The sequence below is a fragment of the Allorhizobium sp. DMC15 genome (assembly GCF_056314065.1).
The window spans coordinates 309032-326041 of the sequence record NZ_JBQUZB010000002.1 but is presented as its reverse complement, the minus strand read 5'-3'; the positions used below and the strand labels follow the sequence as shown (position 1 = coordinate 326041).

The window sequence follows — 17010 nt, the reverse complement described above, 5'->3', positions numbered from 1 at the left end:
TCTCATGGCGAGAGGCTGAGCCAGCCTTTGGGGGCGTCAATGCTCCGGTGTTTCCGGCCTGACCGCTGGCAGGCTCCGGGCGAAGGCCAGAAAGGCCCGCATGCCGACGCTCATGTGGCGGTGTTTTGGATAGTAGAGACATAGACCGGGATAGGCCGGCGTCCAGTCCTTCAGCACCGCCTTCAGCGTGCCGGCGGCTAACGCCGGGCCCGCCATCCAGCGGGTGATGTAGCCCAGCCCGAAGCCCGCGATGGCGGCCGCCATGATCAGGCGTGAATTGTCCAAAACCAACGCGCCATTGGTCTCGACGGTCACACTTTCACCCTTCGCCTGGAACTCCCAGCGATAGGGAAGGCCGCTTGGCATGCGCAATTGTATGCAGCGGTGTCGAGCCAGATCGGCCGGCGATTTCAATGGGGCGCTGCCTGCGAGATAGGCGGAAGAGGCGACAACGATGTGCTGCTGCATGGGGCCGATCGGAACGGCCACCATGTCGCTCGGCACCAGAGCTTCGGTGCGGATGCCGCAATCGAAACCGTCCTCGGTGATGTCGACCAGGCGCCTTTCCGAGACGACCTCCACCCGCATGTCCGGATAGGCCTTCATGAAGTTTAGAATGAGCGGCTCAAGCACCTGTTCTGCCGCCGTCGCATCTGCATTGATGCGCAATAGCCCGGTCGGTCGAAGTGCATAGTCGCCGAGGTCGGCGACCGCTTTGGCGATCTCCCCAACAGCAGGTGCAACGCGTTCAAAAAAAACCTGTCCGGCCTCCGTCAGCGAAACGCTACGCGTCGTCCGGCGGAACAACTGGACGGTGAGGCGCGTCTCCAGGCTCGCCACCGCATGGCTCAAGGCCGAGGGGCTCAGGCCGGTCTTTCGGCCGGCAATCCGGAAGCCGCCATATTGCGCGACAGCGAGAAATGCTGCCAGCTCGGCCGGTGGCAGCGCTGACACTGTCCTGAATGACTCATCGTTCTGTAAATCCGTGTCCATATTATCAGAACAGTGGCCGCATTCTATTTAGGGGGCAAGCGAAATCCAAAGAGAGAAGCCCCAATGCCCATTGAAACAGAATTCGGTTTTTCGACCACCGCCGCCGAGGTGCTGGACGGTGTCGAGCTTCACGGCAAGACATTCGTCGTCACAGGCGGAGCGGGCGGGATTGGCACGGAAACGACACGCGCGCTGGCGGCAGCCGGTGCTCAGGTCACCATCGCCGCCAGGCGTCCCGATGCGGCCGAGGAGGTAGCCCGCGCTCTGCGTCAAGAGACCGGCAATCCGGCTATCACCGTTCGCTCGCTCGATCTGGGTGATCTTCAATCCGTGCGCCGCTTCGTCGAGGGCTGGAGCGGTCCCGTTCATGCGCTGATCAACAATGCGGGCATCATGGCCTTGCCGACACTCGAGCGGACGTCCGCAGGTTTTGAGATGCAGTTCGCGACGAATTATCTCGGGCATTTCGCGCTGACGCTCGGCCTTCGGCGGCATCTGGCGCAGGCGAAGGGTGCCAGGGTCGTCAGCGTCGCGTCATCAGGGACCCTCTTCGGGCCGATCTTCTGGGACGATCCGCATTTCCGGTTCATTCCCTACAATCCGCTGCTCGCCTATGCGCAGTCCAAGACGGCCTGCATCCTGCTTTCGGTCGGGATCGCCGATCGCTGGGCGGACGATGGCATCCTGTCCAATGCACTGAATCCCGGCGCCATCGCGACTAACCTGCAGCGCCACACCGGCGGCCTCGTGACCCCGGAACATCTTCGCAAGACACCCGCGCAAGGGGCCGCTAACTCCGTCCTGCTGGCCGCGTCTCCCCTGATGGAGGGCGTGAGCGGGCGATATTTCGACAATTGCAACGAAGCGCCAGTCCGGCAGGCGCGGTCCGAGACTTTTCCCGATGGGGTTCCTGCCTATGCGATAGATCACGCGAATGCAACCCGGCTCTGGGATCTGGCGTCGGGTCTGATCGAGGGTGGAGCATAAGGGGAGGCGCGGGGTTGCGCATAGAGGGATGACGTCTAGACGGGCGCGGCATCGATGCCTGCTCGCATGTCCACCCCTCCCTGTGCACACACCCATTTCCCGCCTTGACCTCGCCTTAACCCTTCGCCATTACACTGCCGACATCCAACCGAACCGCCCGCCATGCCGGGCGGTTTTGTCGTTTTTGGAATTGCGTCTGCAATTCACTCGCATCTGCAGGGAAGAAGGCCATGGTGGCGAACGAAGACAATCTGGTGCGCAGGCTCGCCTTCTGGGGCATACCGCTTGCCTTCGGTGTTATGGGCCTGAAGCTCCTGGCCTGGTGGGTCACCGGCTCCGTCGCGCTGCTTTCCGACGGCCTGGAATCGACCGTCAACGTGATCGCCGCCTTCCTTGCCTATTTCGTCATTCGCTATGCGCAGAAGCCGGCCGATGACGATCATCCTTACGGCCACCATAAGGCGGAGTATCTTTCTGCTGTCCTCGAAGGCGTGCTGATCGTGGTGGCGGCGCTCCTGATCATCCGTGAGGCGATCCCGGCGCTGCAGACCCCGACGCTGCCGGACGCGCCTTATCTCGGGCTCGCGATCAACGGTCTTGCTGCCGTCATCAATGCCGCCTGGGCGACACTCCTGATCCGGGTCGGGCGCAGCCATCGCTCGCCGGCGCTTTCGGCCGATGGCCAGCACATCATGTCCGACGTGGTGACCTCCGCCGGCGTGATCATCGGCCTCGTCCTGGTGCTCGCCACCGGCTACGCGATTCTCGATCCGATCCTCGCCATCCTCGTGGCGCTCAACATCATCTGGCAGGGCTGGAAGGTGATCGTCCAGTCGGTTGCCGGCTTGATGGATGTCGCGGTCTCGCCGGACGAAGCGGAGGCCATCCGCGAAGCAATCAAGGCGAATTCGGAAGGCTCGCTCGGCGTGCATTATCTGCGCTCGCGGCGCGCCGGGGCCGCCACCTTCGTCGCTTTCGATCTGGTGGTCCCTTCCAAGATGACCGTCAGGGACGCCCACGTCATCTGCGACCGGCTGGAAATGGCCGTGCACAAGGCGGTGCCTGGCACCCGCGTCACCATCCATGTCGAGCCTGAAGATGAGATGGCGCATGGCGCCGGCGTCGAGCTTGGCCGTTGAACTCAAAGGAAAAGATCATGAGCAAGACCGATACCTCCGGGCTCACCCAGCTCGGCCAGAGCGTGGACGCCCCAACCAGCCCGGAAACCGCCGTGATGGAGCGCGTGCCGAATGGCAACGCCGGCACGGACTATGTCGTGCGGTTCACCGCGCCCGAATTCACCTCGCTCTGCCCGATGACCGGCCAGCCGGATTTCGCCCATATCGTCATCGATTACATCCCCGGCGACTGGCTGGTGGAATCGAAGTCCCTGAAGCTCTTCCTGTTTTCCTTTCGCAATCACGGCGCCTTTCACGAAGACTGCTCGGTCTATATCGCCAAGCGCATCATTGATCTGCTCGATCCCAAATGGCTCCGGATCGGTGCCTATTGGTATCCGCGTGGCGGCATACCGATCGATGTCTTCTGGCAGACCGGCGAGCCGCCAAAGGGCGTCTGGCTGCCGGAGCAGGGGGTGGCGACCTATCGCGGCCGCGGCTGATGCAGACAGAAGCCGCTGGTCTTTGGCCGAAGCTGCGCTAGTTTCCGACTGACAGTCTGCAACAAGAGGCATGCCATGCCGCGATTTCTTGCCGTCTATACGATGAAGCCCGAGGACTTCGCCCGCTTTCGCCGCCTCTCGAAAGCGGAACAGGATGCCATCGACGCCGAGGGCATCCCCAAATGGATCGAATGGGAAGAGCGCAATGCCGCGGCTATCGTCAGTCGCGGCGGCATGGTGGGGAAGACGACCCGCGTGACGCGCGATGGCATCGCCTCTGCGTCGAACCCGATCTGCGGATATCTGATCGTCGAAGCCGAGACCGCGGAAGCGGCGGCCGCGATGTTCGTCGATCATCCTCACATCACCGTTTTTCCCGGTGATGGCGTCGACATCATGCCCTTCGTCACGGATCCGCCCGTGTGATCTGACTGTGTCGGAGTGACACAACGACCTCGCCCGCCGAGGCGGGGCAGCGCGCCGTCTAACCATTTGTTGACAATATGCCGATATTCGTTTGTTCGACAAATGGTCGCGGATGACAACGTCTTCCGGACAGTCCTTGTTCTCCGCGGTCCACCTGCGAGGAGCATCGTCGTCGTAGCCCGATCCTTTCCTGCGGACCGGCGCGCGCGGTGAGCCAACCAGCGCCGCAAGTCTCGTTTTTCAGCCCAATGAATGGGCTTCCCAACTTATTTCGATTTGTGAGTCAGGCGCGTGAAAACGTGGCCTTACCTGCGAACGGCATCGACCTCGGCCGCTGAACCACGCGGCTGCGGAGCGATGGTCTGCGCCCTGACTTGCGTATTCTTCGCGCCCGAAAGGAACACTTCATGTTGGAAAAGCTCACGATCAGAAGCAAGGTGCTTTGCGCTCTGCTGGTCCTGGCGGTCATGTCGACGGCGACATCCGCCTGGCTGGCTGTTGCCCTCAACTCCACCAACCAGAGCTACCAGAGCCTGCTCACCCGGGAAGCGGATCTGACGATCCTTGGTGCCCGTGCGTCTGCTGCCATCTGGACTTCGGTCTCCATGTCGCTGCGCATGGCAGACATGGATCCCAAGTCCGATGCCTACAAGTCTCTCGCCGAGCGCTACGAAAAGAACTTCAAAACCGCTTATGAGCGCTATGCCCGCGTCAGCGGCGAGCTCCCCGCCCGTGCCGATGCGATGACGGAACTCACAGGCTTCATCGGCCAGTTGAAGGGCAATCTCGACGCAATGCTGGCTGCCGCGGCCGCTGGCGACAAAGAGAAGGTCTCCGAGCTCCAGTCCCAGCATGAAGCCCTGTTCGCGCAACTCTCGACGCTCAGCGGCAACCATAACCAAGCCATGCAGGCCCTGCTCAACGATGGCACGGCCGCCCTTGGCGCCTCCGTCCAGTCGACCACCTTGTCCAGCGTTGCCGGCGTCGCGATCGGCCTCGTCATCGCCTTTGGCGTTGCACTCTACATCTCCCAGGTCGGGATCACGCGCCCCATGCTTCTTCTGCGTGCCCGCCTGGCCGCACTGGCTGCCGGCAATGTCGAAGAAGCGATCCCAGGCCTCAAGCGTTCGGACGAAATCGGTCAGATCGCCCAGGCTGCGGAAATCTTCCGCGCCAATGCCAAGGATCGCGTTCGCCTGGAGCAGGAGGCCGAGGCCAATCGTAGCATGAGCGAACAGGAGCGTCAGGCGCGTCAGGAACAGGCGCTGAAAGAAGCCCAGGATGTGAAGTTCGCGGTCGACAATCTCGCGCTTGCCCTGTCGAAGCTGGCCGAAGGCGATCTGTCCTTCCGTATCCAGCAGCCCTTCGTTCCCTCGCTCGATGGTGTCCGGTCGGATTTCAACAACTCTGCCGCCAAGCTCGAGGACACGCTGTCACAGGTCGCCGCCAATGCGCGCGGGATCGATGCCGGTTCGAACGAGATCAAGTCCGCGGCCGACGATCTGTCGAAGCGCACCGAACAGCAGGCTGCTGCCGTTGAACAGACCGCGGCTGCCCTCGAAGAGATCACCACGACTGTCAAGGATTCGACGCGACGCGCCCAGGAGGCCGGCCAGCTGGTCTCGAAGGCCAAGTCAGGCGCTGAGGAATCCGGCGATATCGTGCGTCGTGCGGTGATCGCGATGGAAAAGATCGAACAGTCTTCGCAGTCGATCTCCAACATCATCGGCGTGATCGACGAGATCGCCTTTCAGACCAACCTGCTGGCGCTCAACGCCGGCGTCGAGGCCGCGCGCGCCGGTGAAGCCGGTAAGGGCTTTGCCGTCGTCGCGCAGGAAGTGCGTGAACTCGCCCAGCGGTCAGCGACTGCCGCGAAGGAGATCAAGTCGCTCATCACGACCTCCAACGAACAGGTGCAGGAAGGCGTCCAGCTGGTCGGCCATACCGGGAAGGCGCTGGAAACGATCGTTGCCGAGGTCCAGGAGATCAACCGGCATGTGCTCGCCATCGTCGAATCCGCACAGGAACAGTCCTCCGGCCTTCAGCAGATCAATACGGCCGTGAACCAGATGGATCAGGACACCCAGAAGAATGCAGCCATGGTCGAAGAGACGACCGCTGCAAGCTACGGTCTGGCACAGGAAGTCATGGCGCTGAACGGACTGCTCGCGCAGTTCCGTCTTGCCCAGCAGACCATGGCGGCTGTCTCCCGCCCGCGCAGTGCGGCAGCCAGCGAGGCGCCAAAGCCGTCTCCGGCGAAGGCGCTTGGCCGCAAGCTCGCAACCGCCTTCCAGGGCAATGCCGCCGTCAACAGCGACTGGGAAGAGTTTTGAGCCGCTGACAGGCAGCCAACCTTAAACAATCGGGGCGGCGCGGTCATCGCGCCGCCTTTTTCGTGTCGAGTCCCATCGCAGACCGCCGGTCTCTCAGAGCGTCTGTGCTGCGCTGATCGATGAGACGAAACGCTTGGTGCGTTCGCGCTGCGGATTGCCGAAGATTGCGTCCGCCGTCCCCGTCTCCACAACCTGTCCGGCTTCGAGGAACACGACCTGATTGGCAATCTTCGAGGCAAGCCGCAGATCGTGGGTGGCCATGACCATCGTCGTGCCTTCGGCTGCGAGCTTTCCGAGCACGTCGACCACTTCCCCTGCCAGTTCCGGGTCGAGCGCAGAGGTCGGCTCGTCGCAGAGCAGCACCCTGGGTGAAGGGGCAAGCGCTCGGGCGATTGCCACGCGCTGTTGCTGACCTCCCGAGAGCTCCGCCGGCCAGGCATCCGTCTTGTGGCCCATGCCGACCTTCTCCAGAAGCTCAACGGCGCGGGCTCGCGCCTTCTCCCGCGACCACTTCTGCACGGTGATCAGGCCTTCCATCACGTTCTCGATCGCGGTGCGATGCGGGAAAAGCTGGAAGTTCTGGAAGACCATGCCGGTCTGGCCGCGGATACTCTGGATCTCGGCGAAAGAGACTTTGCGTCCGGGGACAAAATCCACCCGGTCGGCGCCGATCTGGACGGCGCCCGATGTCGGCTGTTCGAGCAGGTTGATTGAGCGCAGAAGCGTGCTTTTGCCGCCGCCCGAGGGGCCGACCAGCGCCGTCACGCTGCCTTCCGGGAAGGAAAGCGATATGCCATTCAGGATTGTCGCTTCGCCGAAGCGCTTGACGATATCGGTGAGCGTGATCATCGATTTGCCTCCAGCATGCCGCCATAGCGTCCGAACCGGACTTCCAGCCGCGATTGCAGATGCGACAGGACGGAGCTCAGAGCGAGATAGATCAGGGCGGCCTCGATATACAGAATCAGCGGCTCGTAGGTGGTGGCCACGATGCGCTGGGCCGACTGGAAGAGTTCCGGCACGGTGATGGCCGCAGCCAGCGACGTGTCCTTGACCAGCGAGATGAAGGTATTCGACAGCGGCGGCACGGCGACGCGGGCCGCTTGCGGCAGGATGGTGCGGCGCATGGCCTGGCTCCAGGTCATGCCGGTCGAATAGGCCGCTTCCCACTGGCCTTTCGGCACCGACGAGATCGCCGCACGGATGATCTCGGAGCTATAGGCCCCGATGTTCAGGGTGAAGCCGATGAGTGCTGCCGGAAAGGCGTCCAGCAGAATACCGATGCTCGGTAGGCCGTAGAAGATGACGAAGAGCTGCACCAGAAGGGGCGTGCCGCGGATGACCCAGACATAGAAGCGGGCGATCAGCACCAAAGGTTTCGGACCGAAGAGCCGGGTCACGGCCGTGACGAGCCCGAGCGTCAGGCCGAAGGCGAAGGAGAGAAGCGTCAGGGGAATGGTGAATTTCACGCCCGCCCAGAGCAGGGTCGGCAGCGAATCGAGCATCAGTTGGAGCCAGTGCGGCATTTGGGCGTCCTTGAAACTGCGGACTGAAACGGAATGCAGCAGAGGCGGGAAGCGCCTCTGCTGCTCTGATGATTCTGCATGTATTGCGGGCCAACCGCACGGCAAGGCCGAAACTGTCGGCGATGGGGACGTTCCTGCACCCATTTTTGAAGAGAGAACCGCAAGGCGGTGGGGTGTGGGACCCCACCGCAGCGCGGCGCTCGCTTCAAAGCGGAGGGTTGAACCTTACTTCGAAACGTCCTGACCAAAATACTTGTCGGCGATCGCCTGATAGGTGCCGTCGGCCTTGATGTCGGTCAGCGCCTTGTTGATTTCGGCAACCAGTTCGGCATCGCCCTTGCGCACGATGATGCCGGAGGCATCGGCTTCAGCCTTTTCAGCGGCGATCTTCACCGGTGCATCGGGCTTCTGCTTCTTGAAGTCGAGGAAGGAGAGGCTGTCGTTGATCGTGGCGTCTGCACGGCCGGTCAGGACAAGCTGGATCGACTGGTCGAAGCCGTCAGTGCCGACGAGTTCTGCGCCTGCCGCTTCGGCGATCTTGCCGAAGTTGCTCGACAGGGATTGGGCGGACTTCTTGCCCTTCAGATCCTCGAAGCCCGTGATCTCGTCATTGCCGTCCTTGACGATCAGGACAGCCTTCGAAACGATGTAGGGGTCCGAAAAATCATACTTCTGCTTGCGGGCCTCGGTGATGCCGACCTGGTTGATGACGGCATCGTAGCGGTTGGCATCGAGGCCGGCGATCAGGCCGTCCCACTTGCCTTCGACGAATTCGGCCTTGACGCCGAGCTTCGCGGCAACAGCTTCCCCGATCTCGACGTCAAAACCGACAAGCTTGTTGGCGGCATCGTGGAAGGTGAAGGGTGCGTAGGTGCCCTCGGTGCCAATCTTGATGACGCCTGCCTTTTTGATCTGGTCGAGATTTTCGCCAGCCAGGGCAGGGGCGAAAAGGAGCGTCTGGAGGGCAGCAGCGGCGGCGAATGTCTTGAGCCAGCTCATGGGTATTCCTTTCATGCGGTCGGACCCGGTGTCGGGCCCGCGTCTTGGGAGGATGTCTACATCGCAGATCCCGGCATCGTTGGGATGAGAGAAAAGAGCGAAAAATTTGGGCAATTGAGAAAAAATTACTCAAGTGGCCGCTGCGTTTCCCACGCGACGCCTGTCGTCGCCCCTGAAACGACGAAGCCGCCGCGAGGGTTCCGGTTGAAGACCGGGCCTCGCGGCGGCTCATAGGAAGGGACGGCAAAGCCGTCCCGTGCTGTCGCGGTCGGGAGCGATCAGCCGAAGGCGATCGCAGCACCGCCAACGACGGTGGCGAGGCCCAGAATGCGGGCAACGACCGGGCCGAAGCGGGTCACGCCGAGGCCGAGAGCGACGCCTGCGGCATGCAGGGCCGCCGTTGCGACCAGGAAGCCGAGGCCGAACTGCAGGGCACCTGCGGCACCCAGTTCGCCGCCATGGGCATGGCCGTGGAAGAGAGCAAAGAGGCCGACGACAGCGGCCGAGGCGGCGACGGGCAGACGGACTGCAGCGGCGACCAGAAGGCCGAGGCCGATCACCGAGGCGAGGATGGCCGGCTCGACGAAGGGCAGCGAAACGCCGGCAACCGCGAGGCCGAAGCCGACGGCCATCATCGAGACGAAAGCGGCAGGTACGGCCCAGAGCGCGCGGCCACCGATCTGGCTTGCCCAGACACCCACGGCGACCATGGCCAGGATGTGGTCGGCGCCGAAGAGCGGGTGGGAGATGCCGGCCATCAGCGAGCCATGTGCTGCCGGGTCGAGATGGGCAAAGGCAGGCGCGGCAGCTGCTGCAAACATTGCGGCGGTGAGTGAAATGCGTTTGAACATGATTTGGTCCCTCTTCTTGGTCGACTCATGGCGGCCGGATTTCGGTCCCGCCGATCGTCTCCTTATGTCAAAGCGGAGACTAGCGTAACCCTTTCGGACCTGTCCACGACAAAGACAGGGGCTAAACTACGTCGAATGACGGTGTAGGGCGGTAACTGCAGCGGCGGTCCGTGGCGCACTTGGAACAGGGCATGCTCTAAGTCGTGCCATCCGCCACCGCTCCATCAAGTGCGCTCGTCCAAAGGGTCGGAAGAAGGTCTTCTTCCTATCGGTGGCGTCGACTATCAACCCTGTTGTTCTGCCTGTTTGCTTGACGTATCCATCGTGTTTCTGCAATGGATCTCCTTTGATTTTCTGGGAATGACGATCGTTTCATAAGAAAATATGCAAACTTAGGAATTTATTATGTGGGGGAAATATTGAATCGTATAGACGTAATACAATTTCTTCGGGCCTTTGCTGCGTTGGTTGTGCTTTTCTATCACTCGGTAGAGGCTGTTTCTAGAACGTATTCGATGCCTCCTTTTTCCGTTCTATTCTATGATTTTGCATGGCTCGGGAACTTCGGTGTCGATCTGTTCTTCGTGATCAGCGGCTTCATCATGATCCACACCCATTATGGGGATTTCGACCGTGCGGGGGCTAGCCAGCGGTTCCTGGCTAATCGCCTGCGGCGCATCGCTCCGAGCTACTGGCTGCTCACTTCCGTCGGTGTGCTCGTCTTGTGGTTCATGCCAAGCGCTTCGCATAACGGTCGCACCCTGGATGTGGCATGGGTCGTTTCGTCCTATCTCTTCCTGCCCTGGACCTCCGAAAGCGGAATCCCGGTTCCGGTGTTGGGCCTCGGCTGGACGCTGAATTTCGAGATGTATTTCTACCTGATCTTCTCGCTTGCGCTGCTGTTTCCACGTCGCATCGGCCTTGCTTTGCTGTCTGCCGTTTTTGCCCTGTCCATTGCGGTGGGGTCGGCGTTCGAGTTTCCCGGTCCCCTGTTCCGGCAGTTGACAAGCTGGTTGCTGGCAGAGTTTCTCGGTGGCGTGTTCATCGGTCTTGCGTTTCGGCACGGTTTGCAGCTTTCGAGAAACACCGGAATCCTGCTGCTCACCGTGTCTGCTCTTTCGGTTGCTGCCTCGTTCGGCTTCCGACAGGACCAGAGCTTGCAGGTCTATCTGCGTTTCGTCTTTTTCGGTCTGCCATCAGTGATGATCGTTAGCACGCTGACACTGGTCCCTTCCTTCCGGTCAGTCCGCATTCCAGGGCTTGTCCTCCTCCTCGGGAATGCGTCCTTCGCGCTCTATCTGACACATGTGTTTTGCGTTCCGGTCTTGCCCATGCTTGTGTCGCGGTTTTCCATTCCGGTGCCGGCGGGGCTGACCGTTCTGCTCTCCATGCTGCTGTCGCTGGTCGTCGCCATCCTGTTCTATCGCTTCTTCGAAAAGCCCTCTCAGGCATGGCTGCGCCCCTCCCGCAAGGTGGTCATGGCGGATCGGCTGGGCTAGTCCCCAGTCGGCACCGATCCGAGCGCGCCTCGGCGGCCCGCATCGCCAGAATGCATCGCCAGAATGTGGTTGTATCACTCCTCTGAGGTGCCGCCATCGCACTTCGGACGGGGCTTGGTTTGCCCCATCACGCCCATTATCCCGCCGGTCTTCGCCTAAAGTCGCATGTCCTGGGGCGGGTTCTGCCGGGGACTGATACCAAAGTCGTCTGACCCGAAAATATGCATTGTGTTAAGAATTGGACGATGCCCGACGTGCCTGCCGGAGAGGGGACAGCCTTTCACTGGCTCAGGTCGCGGGCTCGGCAACGGGGCGAAGCGCGTGAGCGTGCGCCAGGCGCCGACCGGTAGAGGACCGGAATCAGAGGAGGCAGGTGACGCGGAGGCGGGGCCTGCTGGTCAATCAGACCAGAAAAGTGTCGGGGGAAAGACCGGCAAACTTGGAGGAGTTATAATGGCAACTACGGAAATGAACGTCGGGGATCGTTCGCGCCCCATGACGGCGGAGGAGAAGAAGGTCATTCTCGCCTCGTCCGCCGGTACCGTCTTCGAATGGTACGATTTCTATCTCTACGGCTCGCTGGCGGCGATCATCGGCGCCCAGTTCTTTACCGCCTTCCCGGAAGCCACGCGTAACGTCTTCGCGCTTCTCGCCTTTGCCGCCGGCTTCATCGTGCGTCCCTTCGGCGCGCTGGTCTTCGGCGCCCTCGGCGACCTCATCGGCCGCAAATATACCTTCCTCATGACCATCCTGATCATGGGTTTCTCGACCTTCCTCGTCGGCATGTTGCCCGGTTACTCCTCCTGGGGTGCGGCTGCGCCGATCATCCTGATCATTCTGCGCATGGCCCAGGGTCTGGCGCTCGGCGGTGAATATGGTGGCGCGGCCGTCTATGTTGCCGAACACGCACCGTCCAACCAGCGCGGCTATTTCACCGCCTTCATCCAGACCACGGCGACGCTCGGGCTCCTGCTCTCGCTGGTCGTGATTCTCTCGGTGCAGAGCTATGTCAACGGCAACTGGGACCCGACGCCGGTTCTCGACGCGGCCGGTGCCGCCGTCATGAACCCCGACGGCACGCCGAAGATGATCAAGGCCTTCGATCTCTGGGGCTGGCGCATCCCGTTCCTCGGCTCGGTCGTCCTGCTCGCGATCTCGCTCTACATCCGTCTGCAGATGAACGAATCCCCTGCCTTCAAGAAGATGAAGGAAGAGGGTGCAGCCTCCAAGGCACCGCTGCGTGAAGCCTTCGGCACCTGGAAGAACGGCAAGATCGCGCTCATCGCGCTGTTCGGTCTCGTCGCCGGCCAGGCTGTCGTCTGGTACTCCGGCCAGTTCTATGCCCTGTTCTTCCTGCAGAACGTCATCAAGGTCGACAGCTTCACTGCCAACGTGCTTGTCGCGTGGTCGCTGATCCTCGGCACGGGTGGCTTCCTGTTCTTCGGCGCCCTGTCCGACCGCATCGGCCGCAAGCCGATCATTCTGGCCGGTTGCCTGATTGCGGCTCTCACCTACAACTTCGTCTTCCCGCTTCTGACCAAGACGGCCAACCCGGCTCTTTATGCCGCGCATCAGACTCCGGTCACGGTGACGGCTGCCCCGAACGACTGCTCGTTCCAGTTCAATCCGACGGGCACGGCGAAGTTCACCTCGTCCTGCGACATTGCCAAGGCAACGCTCGCCAAGACTTCGGTGAACTACGAAACGGTCGAAGATCCGGCTGCGACAGCTGCCCAGATCAAGATCGGCGACACGGTCATCGCATCCTATGACGCTTCCGCCCTGACCGGCGACGACGTCAAGGCTGTTCCGGCTGCCTTCACCAAGTCGGTCAACGATGCGCTCACCGCTGCCGGTTATCCGCTGGTCGCCGACAACAACCCGACTGTTGCCAAGGCGTCGAACTTCTTCGACATCTTCACGGCGCAGAAGATCGGCGTGGTGCTGATCCTGACCTATCTGATCCTTCTGGTCACGATGGTCTACGGTCCGATTGCCGCGATGCTGGTCGAACTCTATCCCACCCGTATCCGTTATTCCGGCCTGTCCTTGCCATACCACATCGGCAACGGCTGGTTCGGCGGCCTGCTGCCGGCGACCGCATTCGCGATCTCCGCTCAGACCGGCAACGTTTATGGTGGTCTGTGGTACGCGATCATCATCGCCGGTGCGACGGTCATCATCGGCGCCCTGCTGGTGCCGGGCAACACCCACAAGAAGGACATCTTCAAGGACTGATCTCGATCGGATCCGCGAATGTCACAACAGCAGGCCGGCATCTCGCCGGCCTGTTTTCGTTTCGGCTGTGGAAGTAAAACACGATGGGCGGGCGGGTCTGTATTTCCCGAACCGCTTCTGTGACACCTTAGCGGCGGGTCTTTTCCCAGATCGTCCAGCCAGCGAGGAAGACGGCGAGGATGACGGCATTGGAGATGACGCCGATGCCAATTGCCGTCAGGCGCGGGACGGTCGAGGCTGCGGCGGTGGTCAGCGGGATCAGGATGGCGATGAAAACCACGCCCATGGCAAGTGGCATCCACAGGCCCATGTTCGCCCGCGTGCGGATGGCTGTCAGCAGCAGGAAGAAGATCAGGCCGATCCGGAACGGATCCGTGAGTTGTGTGGTGACGATTTCGACCATTATATGCCCCTCCGACGGCCTGTTCCGTTTGTCTGTCCGGGGCTACTCCACCCGCCCCGATGCCGCGGGCAGGTTATGCGGCAGCACTTCAGGCGTAAAGCCTAAAGCGATGAAATTTCAGCAATTAGATACTTGTGTGGTGACGTCTACTCGGGGCGCGGCAGGGTTGTCTGCCTCCCCCCGCATCTCGCGCTGGCCGCCACCTGGCGCGCCCTACGGCTGTGCCGACCCGGGGGATGGGCTGGTGCGATTTGCACCGCCCGCCATTTCCTATTTCGTGACCCCCAGCACTTCCGCGCAACGCGACAGGCTGAAGCCGTCGCCATCGGTGTCGTTGCTTGCCCGGATGGCGGTGATCACGCCGGCCTTATCGGTGTTGATCTGCAATTCGCAGAACAACTGCTGATATTGCGGCGGGCTGATCATCTGCGGCTGCCAGAACGGATCGCGGGTGATCACGCGGGTCTGCGTCACCGTCTGGCCGGAGCCATCGGTGCGGGTCTGGGTGCGCACCACGGTGCTCGCCGGTTCCGGGTTCGAATAGGTGGGCGGGATGTAGCGGGTCTTGTCTCCACCGCGCCAGGTGTAAATCTTGCCCGAGGACAGCGGATATTCGTCGATGGGCGGGCCATAGGCGGCAAAGAAGCTGTCGACCGGTTGGCCGAGCCAGCGCGAGCGGGCCGCATTGTTGGCGTCTTCCGTGGTCGTGCAGGACGAGAGCACAAGGCTGGAGACGAACACCAGGCCAACCGCAAGAGCGCTTTGAATTCGCATGATTTCCCCCGATTTGATCGGGGCCATCCTAGCGTGCGGCAACACCGTGCCGCAAGCGTGGAACCCGCTGGATTCCCGCTTCTGCGCGTCCTAATCTGGTCGCAGGTGGTGGGTGCTCTGGCACTCGACATCCTGTCTTTGCCGCATCAGACTGCCTGTGGACGCGTGATCGCTCCGGAGGGGTGCCATGAAGCTTCACTACAGCCGCAATCCCAATCCCCGGCTCGCCGTTGCGGTCGCGCGCCATCTCGGCTCGCCCGTCACCTTCCACTATGCCTCGCCGTTTGCGCCGGGGCAGGCGGAGACCTATCGGCCGCTCAATCCCAGTCTTTCGATCCCGATCCTGGAGGAGGCGCGGGGCACGCTGTGGGAGGCGGATGCGATTGCCTGCCGGCTGTCGCGCCTCTCGGGTTCGACGTTCTGGCGCACGGATGACGAGGACGAACCCGACATGATCCGCTGGCTGAGCTGGGGCAAGGCGAATTTCGTCATGGCCTGCGACAGGGTGCATTTCGAATACGGCACGAAGCAGCGATACGGGCTGGGGCCGGTCGATCCGGTCAAGGTGGAGGAGGGGACCGAGCTCTTCCATCGCTCCGCCGGGATCCTCGACGCCCATCTGCAGGGCCGGCGCCATCTCCTCGACAGCGGCCTTTCCTATGCCGACTTCCGTATGGCGAGCTTCCTGCCGTTCAACGATGTCGCCGGACTGCCGCTTGGCGATTACCCCGCGCTGGAAGCGTGGTACCGGCGTCTGGACGACCTGCCGGCCTGGCGCGATCCTTTCGCCGGCCTCGACGCGCCGCCTTTGCCGAAAGCGCCGCTTGCGGCCGAGCGTCGAAACCCGGTGGAATAGCCGCAAGGCCGGCAAAACGCGCGCTTAGCCACCGCGCTCTGGACTGCAATCATCGCCGTCGGCGTCGGAATTGCGTTTCGTCACCCTTGCATCTCCGTCACTAGGGGCGGATAAGCAGCCATCCGACACAGCCGATAGACGACATGCAAAACTTCTACCGCAGGTCCAAGCTCGTCCGCCGATCCCGGGTGCTCTGGGGCTCCCTCGGCCTCTGGAAGCCGCGCCTCGTGTTCTGGACTGGTGCGCTCGCCATCGGCGTCGTTTCGGTCGCCTTCGCCCGCATGGCCGACAGGGCACAGGTCGCCTTCCTGTCGATGACCGAGATCGGCGGCTTCGGTTTTCTCCTGCCGATCGTCGTCACACCCCTCGGTTTTGCGTTCTGCGCCTTCCTGTCGATCACGCTCTTTCCCAATTCGCAGGGCAGCGGCATCCCGCAGGCCATCGCCGCGCGCCATCTCAACCACGACGAGGACCGCCATCGCCTGCTGTCCCTGCGGCTCGCCTTCGGAAAGATCGTGCTCACCGTGGTCGGCTTGTTGTCGGGCGCCTCGATCGGCCGCGAGGGTCCAACCGTGCAGGTCGGTGCCTCCTTCATGCTCGCGGTCGCCCGCTTCGGCGGCATGGCGCAAGCGCGCGGGTTGATCCTCGCCGGATCGGCGGCAGGCATTGCGGCCGCCTTCAACACACCGCTCGCCGGCATCGTCTTTGCCATCGAGGAGATGGGGCGGGCCTATGAGTCGCGCGCCAACGGCATCGTCCTCACCGCCGTCATCCTGTCCGGCCTCGCCTCGCTGGCGCTCGCCGGCAGCTACCAGTATTTCGGCTCGACCTCGGCCGCACCCGTTCTCTGGCGGGAGTGGGCGCTGGTGCCGGTCTGCGGCATCGGCGGCGGTGCGCTCGGTGCCGCCTTCAGCGCTCTGGCGCTCCATCTCGGTCTGCGCATCCGCCGCTGGGCGCAGCCTCAGCCGTTGAAGCGCATGGTGCTGCTCGCCGCCCTTTGTGGCCTCGGGGTCGCCGCGATCGGCGTCGTTTCGGGCGGCACCACTTTCGGCACCAGCTACGAGCAGGCGCGTGGCGCACTCGACGGCGAGGCGACCCCGCTGCTGTTCTTCGTGGAAAAGCTCGTCGCCAGTTTCCTGTCGATGATCTCCGGCATTCCCGGCGGCATCTTCGCGCCCTCGCTGTCGATCGGCGCCGGTCTCGGCAGCACGATCGGCGCGCTGATGGGCACAAGCATTGCGCTCGCTGCCGTCCTCGGCATGGCCGGCTATTTCGCGGGTGTGGTCCAGGCGCCGATGACCGCCTTCGTCATCATTCTGGAGATGACCGGAAACCACGATGCGATCATCCCGATCATGGCGGTGTCGATGATCGGCTATCTCACCTCGCGCATCCTGTCGCGCGAGCCGCTCTATCACGGGCTGTCGCGCAATTTCATCGCGGCTGCCATTCGCGCCCGCCGGGCCAAGCCGGCGGAGCCCGATTCTGCGATGTGAGCCGACGA

General features: G+C 62.4%; 16 protein-coding genes. 9 read left to right on the top strand and 7 right to left on the bottom strand.

Features of this window, described 5'->3' with window-relative positions; translation table 11 throughout:
- Window positions 1-36 precede the first annotated feature (36 nt).
- On the bottom strand, window positions 37-954 hold the full coding sequence (locus ACT53S_RS10135; RefSeq protein WP_476066881.1) for a LysR family transcriptional regulator: 918 nt from the start codon (window positions 952-954) through the stop codon (window positions 37-39).
- A gap of 102 nt (window positions 955-1056) precedes the next feature.
- Here ACT53S_RS10135 and ACT53S_RS10130 point away from each other — a divergent pair, with 102 nt between their 5' ends.
- From ACT53S_RS10130 to ACT53S_RS10110, 5 genes are all read left to right on the top strand, one after another.
- The gene (locus tag ACT53S_RS10130) at window positions 1057-1980 is read left to right on the top strand and encodes an SDR family NAD(P)-dependent oxidoreductase (protein ID WP_476066880.1); all 924 of its coding nucleotides are present in this window, start codon (window positions 1057-1059) and stop codon (window positions 1978-1980) included.
- 230 nt (window positions 1981-2210) lie between these two features.
- The gene (locus tag ACT53S_RS10125; protein ID WP_476066879.1) at window positions 2211-3119 is read left to right on the top strand and encodes a cation diffusion facilitator family transporter; all 909 of its coding nucleotides are present in this window, start codon (window positions 2211-2213) and stop codon (window positions 3117-3119) included.
- Window positions 3120-3136: 17 nt separating this feature from the next.
- Complete coding sequence (gene queF, locus ACT53S_RS10120) at window positions 3137-3601, top strand: preQ(1) synthase (RefSeq protein WP_476066878.1); 465 nt, start codon at window positions 3137-3139, stop codon at window positions 3599-3601.
- A 75-nt stretch (window positions 3602-3676) separates the two neighbouring features.
- The gene (locus tag ACT53S_RS10115) at window positions 3677-4027 is read left to right on the top strand and encodes a hypothetical protein (RefSeq protein ID WP_476066877.1); all 351 of its coding nucleotides are present in this window, start codon (window positions 3677-3679) and stop codon (window positions 4025-4027) included.
- A gap of 407 nt (window positions 4028-4434) precedes the next feature.
- On the top strand, window positions 4435-6360 hold the full coding sequence (locus ACT53S_RS10110; RefSeq protein ID WP_476066876.1) for a methyl-accepting chemotaxis protein: 1926 nt from the start codon (window positions 4435-4437) through the stop codon (window positions 6358-6360).
- 93 nt (window positions 6361-6453) lie between these two features.
- On the opposite strand, the gene ACT53S_RS10105 is transcribed toward ACT53S_RS10110, so the two are convergent.
- The 4 genes from ACT53S_RS10105 to ACT53S_RS10090 form a co-directional block, all read right to left on the bottom strand.
- Window positions 6454-7209 carry an amino acid ABC transporter ATP-binding protein gene (locus tag ACT53S_RS10105; protein ID WP_113375285.1) on the bottom strand — a complete coding sequence of 252 codons (756 nt, stop codon included), beginning with the start codon at window positions 7207-7209 and terminating at the stop codon, window positions 6454-6456.
- Window positions 7206-7886, bottom strand: coding sequence for an amino acid ABC transporter permease (locus ACT53S_RS10100; RefSeq protein WP_113375286.1), 681 nt, complete (start codon window positions 7884-7886; stop codon window positions 7206-7208). Before ACT53S_RS10100 ends, ACT53S_RS10105 begins: the two co-directional genes overlap by 4 nt.
- 225 nt (window positions 7887-8111) lie before the next feature.
- Window positions 8112-8885, bottom strand: a complete 774-nt coding sequence (locus ACT53S_RS10095; RefSeq protein WP_476066875.1) for an amino acid ABC transporter substrate-binding protein — start codon at window positions 8883-8885, stop codon at window positions 8112-8114.
- 278 nt (window positions 8886-9163) lie between these two features.
- Complete coding sequence (locus ACT53S_RS10090) at window positions 9164-9736, bottom strand: HupE/UreJ family protein (RefSeq protein ID WP_476066874.1); 573 nt, start codon at window positions 9734-9736, stop codon at window positions 9164-9166.
- Window positions 9737-10143: 407 nt separating this feature from the next.
- Between ACT53S_RS10090 and ACT53S_RS10085 the strand changes: the two genes are divergently transcribed.
- Together ACT53S_RS10085 and ACT53S_RS10080 are read left to right on the top strand one after the other, a co-directional pair.
- Window positions 10144-11235: an acyltransferase family protein gene (locus ACT53S_RS10085; protein ID WP_476066873.1), complete on the top strand. Its 1092-nt coding sequence runs from the start codon at window positions 10144-10146 to the stop codon at window positions 11233-11235.
- Between the two features lie 495 nt (window positions 11236-11730).
- Window positions 11731-13473, top strand: coding sequence for an MFS transporter (locus ACT53S_RS10080; RefSeq protein WP_113375569.1), 1743 nt, complete (start codon window positions 11731-11733; stop codon window positions 13471-13473).
- 127 nt (window positions 13474-13600) lie between these two features.
- Here the strand turns inward: ACT53S_RS10080 and ACT53S_RS10075 are convergent, their stop codons facing one another.
- Window positions 13601-13876, bottom strand: a complete 276-nt coding sequence (locus ACT53S_RS10075; protein WP_113375289.1) for a hypothetical protein — start codon at window positions 13874-13876, stop codon at window positions 13601-13603.
- A gap of 270 nt (window positions 13877-14146) precedes the next feature.
- Window positions 14147-14650 (bottom strand): hypothetical protein, encoded by a 504-nt coding sequence (locus tag ACT53S_RS10070; protein WP_476066872.1) that lies wholly within the window; start codon window positions 14648-14650, stop codon window positions 14147-14149.
- Window positions 14651-14837: 187 nt separating this feature from the next.
- Between ACT53S_RS10070 and ACT53S_RS10065 the strand changes: the two genes are divergently transcribed.
- Both ACT53S_RS10065 and ACT53S_RS10060 read left to right on the top strand, forming a co-directional pair.
- Window positions 14838-15506 (top strand): glutathione S-transferase family protein, encoded by a 669-nt coding sequence (locus ACT53S_RS10065; protein WP_476066871.1) that lies wholly within the window; start codon window positions 14838-14840, stop codon window positions 15504-15506.
- Window positions 15507-15649: 143 nt separating this feature from the next.
- Window positions 15650-17002 (top strand): chloride channel protein, encoded by a 1353-nt coding sequence (locus ACT53S_RS10060; protein ID WP_476066870.1) that lies wholly within the window; start codon window positions 15650-15652, stop codon window positions 17000-17002.
- Window positions 17003-17010 lie beyond the last annotated feature (8 nt).

Excerpts from the sequence above, each read along its gene's own strand:
- ACT53S_RS10090 (WP_476066874.1), bottom strand. The coding sequence starts at position 9,736 with ATGTTCAAACGCATTTCACTCACCGCCGCAATGTTTGCAGCAGCTGCC.
- ACT53S_RS10110 (WP_476066876.1), top strand. The coding sequence starts at position 4,435 with ATGTTGGAAAAGCTCACGATCAGAAGCAAGGTGCTTTGCGCTCTGCTG.
- ACT53S_RS10065 (WP_476066871.1), top strand. The coding sequence starts at position 14,838 with ATGAAGCTTCACTACAGCCGCAATCCCAATCCCCGGCTCGCCGTTGCG.
- ACT53S_RS10070 (WP_476066872.1), bottom strand. The coding sequence starts at position 14,650 with ATGCGAATTCAAAGCGCTCTTGCGGTTGGCCTGGTGTTCGTCTCCAGC.
- ACT53S_RS10115 (WP_476066877.1), top strand. The coding sequence starts at position 3,677 with ATGCCGCGATTTCTTGCCGTCTATACGATGAAGCCCGAGGACTTCGCC.
- ACT53S_RS10075 (WP_113375289.1), bottom strand. The coding sequence starts at position 13,876 with ATGGTCGAAATCGTCACCACACAACTCACGGATCCGTTCCGGATCGGC.
- ACT53S_RS10100 (WP_113375286.1), bottom strand. The coding sequence starts at position 7,886 with ATGCCGCACTGGCTCCAACTGATGCTCGATTCGCTGCCGACCCTGCTC.
- ACT53S_RS10095 (WP_476066875.1), bottom strand. The coding sequence starts at position 8,885 with ATGAGCTGGCTCAAGACATTCGCCGCCGCTGCTGCCCTCCAGACGCTC.
- ACT53S_RS10125 (WP_476066879.1), top strand. The coding sequence starts at position 2,211 with ATGGTGGCGAACGAAGACAATCTGGTGCGCAGGCTCGCCTTCTGGGGC.
- ACT53S_RS10105 (WP_113375285.1), bottom strand. The coding sequence starts at position 7,209 with ATGATCACGCTCACCGATATCGTCAAGCGCTTCGGCGAAGCGACAATC.
- ACT53S_RS10130 (WP_476066880.1), top strand. The coding sequence starts at position 1,057 with ATGCCCATTGAAACAGAATTCGGTTTTTCGACCACCGCCGCCGAGGTG.
- ACT53S_RS10080 (WP_113375569.1), top strand. The coding sequence starts at position 11,731 with ATGACGGCGGAGGAGAAGAAGGTCATTCTCGCCTCGTCCGCCGGTACC.
- queF (WP_476066878.1), top strand. The coding sequence starts at position 3,137 with ATGAGCAAGACCGATACCTCCGGGCTCACCCAGCTCGGCCAGAGCGTG.
- ACT53S_RS10060 (WP_476066870.1), top strand. The coding sequence starts at position 15,650 with ATGCAAAACTTCTACCGCAGGTCCAAGCTCGTCCGCCGATCCCGGGTG.